The organism is Candidatus Cloacimonadota bacterium (assembly GCA_034722995.1).
Classification (GTDB): Bacteria; Cloacimonadota; Cloacimonadia; order JGIOTU-2; family JGIOTU-2; genus JAGMCF01.
Genome location: JAYEOL010000041.1, coordinates 50,665 through 55,175, shown reverse-complemented (window position 1 = coordinate 55,175; position 4,511 = coordinate 50,665). Strand labels below are relative to the sequence as shown.

The 4,511-nt window shown below is 34.1% G+C and carries 3 protein-coding genes; 2 read left to right on the top strand and 1 reads right to left on the bottom strand.

Annotated elements, in window-relative coordinates; genetic code table 11:
• Positions 1 to 12: 12 nt before the first annotated feature.
• Positions 13 to 1,224 (bottom strand): competence/damage-inducible protein A, encoded by a 1,212-nt coding sequence (locus U9R23_05205; protein MEA3475819.1) that lies wholly within the window; start codon positions 1,222 to 1,224, stop codon positions 13 to 15.
• A 430-nt stretch (positions 1,225 to 1,654) separates the two neighbouring features.
• Here U9R23_05205 and U9R23_05200 point away from each other — a divergent pair, with 430 nt between their 5' ends.
• Both U9R23_05200 and U9R23_05195 read left to right on the top strand, forming a co-directional pair.
• Entirely contained in the window at positions 1,655 to 3,796 is a 2,142-nt protein-coding gene (locus U9R23_05200; protein MEA3475818.1) for a FecR family protein, read from the top strand.
• Between the two features lie 278 nt (positions 3,797 to 4,074).
• Positions 4,075 to 4,511 (top strand): C25 family peptidase propeptide domain-containing protein (locus U9R23_05195; protein MEA3475817.1); only part of this gene is annotated, 437 nt, incomplete at its 3' end.

Below are 4,511 nucleotides of genomic sequence, written 5' to 3'. Positions count from 1 at the left end.
TTTATAGTGGACTCATATATTTTTTAGTAACAAATAAATGCTATTAATTGCACTTTTTTCTTTAATTTGTTCACGAGTCCCTGAGAAATTAAATTTTTTAATAAGAATATTACCTTCAATATTTACTCCGATAAAGACAAGTCCGACAGGTTTCTCGGGAGTTCCACCAGTTGGTCCAGCAATCCCAGAAACCGCAATTGCATAATTGCTCTTGAATCTTCTTCTTACACCTTGCAACATTTTTTTAACAGTTTGCTCACTTACAGCGCCGAATCTTTCGAGAGTCTCTTTCCTTACATTTAATAAATCCATCTTTGCTTTACTGCTATAAGAAACTATTCCGCCTAAAAGATATTTTGAGCTCCCTGAATTATTGGTAAACAAATTCTGGATTAATCCGCCAGTACAAGATTCTGCAACAGCCAAAGTCTTATTTTGACTTAGTAATTTCTTATGGCAAAGCTCAACAATATTGTCCTCATTATACCCATATACAAACTCACCGATTCTCTTTTCAATCATATTTACAATTGTATTAAATTCATTAAGTTCGGTTCCATACACTCTTATACTTACCCTTCCAGGTTGAGGGAGAAAAGCAATATTAACACTCTTCGTCTCTTTAACATCTTTTAATCTTCCACTCAAGTCAGCCTCTAATAATCCAATTGTTCGTATTGTTTTCAGATAGAATGATTTGGTTTGATAGTTCTTTCTCAAAAAAGGTATAAGATAATCCTTAACCATCTCTTTCATTTCTGAGGGCACACCCGGCAATGCAAAAAAATTCTTACGGTTATTTTGAAAATGCAATCCAGGAGCTGTGCCATACTTATTCTTAATTGTTTTGAATCCTATAGGAACCTCTGCTTGAGTTTTCACAATTTCAGGTATTTGTATGTTTTTCTGATGATATAATTCCTTAATATGTGACCAAATTGCTTCCCGAAATTCAAGGTCTTTGCTAAAGAATTTGGCGATACTTTTCTTCGTTACATCATCTTTCGTTGGACCCAAACCACCTGTTGTAATGACCATATCACTTTCTTTCTTAATCTCCTCAAGGGTTTTAAGAATAACCACACTTTCATCTTTAATTGTTACTGATTGATGTAATGGTAGCCCTATTTTTGCAAGTTCATTTCCGATATATGCCAAATTTGTATTTACGGTTTTGCCCAGTAAGATTTCATTTCCAATAGTTATTAAACTTATCTTTAGCATATTTCTCCTTTGAAAATTCTCAATTATGCGTCCTGCAAAATATGATAAAATATAAATTAGGGTTAGCCCCACAATTTATTGTGGGGTAAACAAATAAAAGAATATTTTAACTGTTTCAACCCCCAATTAAATTGGGGGTTACCCGCTTGCAGAAAGAGTTTATGAGAAACCGATAAATCGGTTAAGTATTTCTTTTTTTTAGGCTCCCCCTGATAAATCAGGGGGCTAATCCTAAAAATATCTATTTTGCAGTTCTCATGATTTTCAATTATAAATAAAAATATATAACTATGTCATTTCTAAATATCTTGACACTGAATAATATAAATCCCATTTATCTTCCTTAATATGTTTATGCTAAAAATAAAACAATGGTGTCAAGTAAAACTTTTATCCTGTTTAAGTTAAAACAGGAAGCAAGGGAGGAAAAATGACTTCTCTAAATAATGTTAAGATACATTTCTTTATTTTATCATTGATTCTTGTAATATTTACTGCCGGCTCAATATTTGCTCAGGAGTCAGACCCATTTGCAATGGTTTTAAAAACAAAGGGAGAAGTTATATTAAATCATAAACATCGGTTACAACCCGCTGAAACCGGGACTCTCATTTTTAACGGTGATATATTATCAACAAAAGACAATTCTCTTGCAATCGTTAATTTCTCAGATAATGGGGCTATAATTAAACTATTTTCAAATAGTACCTTAACAATAGGATTGGAAAAAGACATAGGTATTGCCAAGAAACTTAACCTAGATAGTGGTAATCTATGGGCAAAAGTCACACATAACTTAGGTAGTTTCTCTGTGCAAACACCTACTGCTGTAGCTGCAGTAAAGGGAACAAAATTTCTCACTTCCGTTGATCCACAAACGGGACATACAACAGTATTGGTTTTTGAGGGAACCATTGAATTGGGAAATGAATTCGGTATAGTTAATATCCCTTCAGGAAATCAGGGATTCTCCAATGGTATGGAGCCACCAGTTATACAACCATTACAATATAATCAAATTCCTGACGAAATTCAGGAAGAAATTGAAGCTAAAATTGAAATTGAAGAAAAAGCTCCACAGATAGAGGAAGAAATTGAAATCCCGGAAGCTCCGCCAGAACAAAAGAAAATAGAAAAAACCAAGGCAGAAAAGAAATCAGCACTTCCATTTCCAATGTCCTGTGGAATAGGAACGGTAAATATAAATGGAAAGACTTACTCTCAAATAAGATTAATGCCTGAGTTCTCAATCTGGAAATTTAAACTCGGTCTTGATTTTAACCTACTTATTGACAGTAATGGTAAACTTAGAAAAGAGAATTGGGATTCCTTTGAGGATTATCTTAATAAATTCCTATATATACAGTTCGCAAAAAAGACTGACCCATTCTATTGCCGCTTTGGAAGTTTCCCCAGAGTAAAATATGGTCAGGGTCTAATTATGAAGGACTACACGAATATGCTTAACTATCCTGATAAAAAACAATTGGGTACAGAAATAGCTGTAAATACAAATATTTACGACTTAGGCTTTGAAGCCTTCTGCCCAAATGTTTATGAAGCAGATATTTTCGCTGCCAGAGTTAAAGGCAAGCCTTTGAAAAATCTTGATATTCCTATTATCAAAAACATCCAATTCGGAGTTACAGCAGCTACAGATTTAAATCAATTAGGTGCTTTGAAAGATAGTGATGGAGATGATTATCCTGACAAATTTGATGACTTTCCCGATGACGATGAATGGTGGGCAGATACTGATGGGAATGGTTGGCCCGATCCTCGCGATTCTACTGATATAGGATCCCCTGAGGTAGATATAGATGCGAATGGAGATAATATTCTTGATGCAAATCAAGACACTGATTCACTTTTTCAAAGCTTAAAAAAAGTTTATAAATTAGGAAAAAAAGAAGGTATAACAGCTTTAGGCTTTGACTATATCATTCCTATTATCAATAACAAACTATTTAAACTTTACAATTATGGAGAATTTGCTCAGATAATAGATTATGGAAATGGATTTATTTTCCCGGGTTTCGGCTCACACTTCCTTATATTTGATTTGAATCTTGAATATCGTATATTTGGAAAGGAATTTGAACCTAATTATTTTAACTATCTTTATGATAATGAAAGAACAATCATTTCAGGAGATTCTGTTGTAACCAAAGAAAGCCGATTAGATAGTATCAAAAGTTCTCAGGGATGGCGAGGCGAATTAACCACACATCTCCTTAATATCATTGACCTCTCCGTTGCTTATGAAGATATCAATGGAGATGATTATAATATGGGAAAAACTATTTTGGGTCAGGTCAACTTAAAAAGAGGCTTAATCCCCAGATTGTCTTATGCCTATGCTCGTTATTCGCAAACAAAAGTAAAAGACCTCACAACATGGAAAAGTCCTAATGCCACAATAGAAACCCAGATTGGTTATGAATTGTCTTACAATACTATCCTTGTCGCAAATTATAAAGAATATTACGAAGATCTTAATGATGATGGGAAAATCAAAGGTGATGATGAAACTATCACATCTTTCAGCTTTGGGGTGCAATTCAAATTTTAGAAGAATGCAACTATAACGGTTCATTCCTGCCCGCCAAGGCTTGGCAGGCGGGCTTCGTCCCTCCCCGATTAAATCGGGGATCATCGGGACTACGCCTGTCCGCCGTAATACTATGGAAGGCGGGGAGAACGGACACAAAAATTGAATAATAAATATTGAACCAAGAATATGAATAACGAGTTAAATCAGTGGTAAAATATTATCATAATGAAAACAAATTTTACCTTTGTGTCCCCGCGGACGCGGGGATTGTGCCTTTGTGGCGAAAGGATTTTCAGATGAAAAAAATATTACTAATACTCACTCTATCTCTTCTTATTTTCAGTTGTTTATGGTCTGAAAACAGCTTCACAATTACCCAAATGACTGAAAACAATATCCAACTCAAACTGCATATAGATGAATACTCTTTCTCTGATATTAATATTAAGGGAAAATTATATCAAAATATTGAACTCTCAGGAATTGATTTTCTCAGACTTAGTGAAGAAGGAGCACCTAAGCTCCCATTCTTTTCAAAGGTGATTGGTTTACCCCCGGATGGAAATATCTCTGCAAAAATAATATCTGAAAATCATAAAATAATTGAAAACAAAAATATCTCCTACAATCCAACATATTTTGAAAAGAATGGCAAATTAATTGCAAATTTTGATATTCCGGCAAGTTATCAAAATCGGACATTTCTTCCCGGTAAATTAATTGAATCTGAATT

What these genes read in the sequence shown, in the direction of transcription:
- U9R23_05205 (MEA3475819.1), bottom strand. Translation starts at nt 1,224, where the DNA reads ATGCTAAAGATAAGTTTAATAACTATTGGAAATGAAATCTTACTGGGC.
- U9R23_05200 (MEA3475818.1), top strand. Translation starts at nt 1,655, where the DNA reads ATGACTTCTCTAAATAATGTTAAGATACATTTCTTTATTTTATCATTG.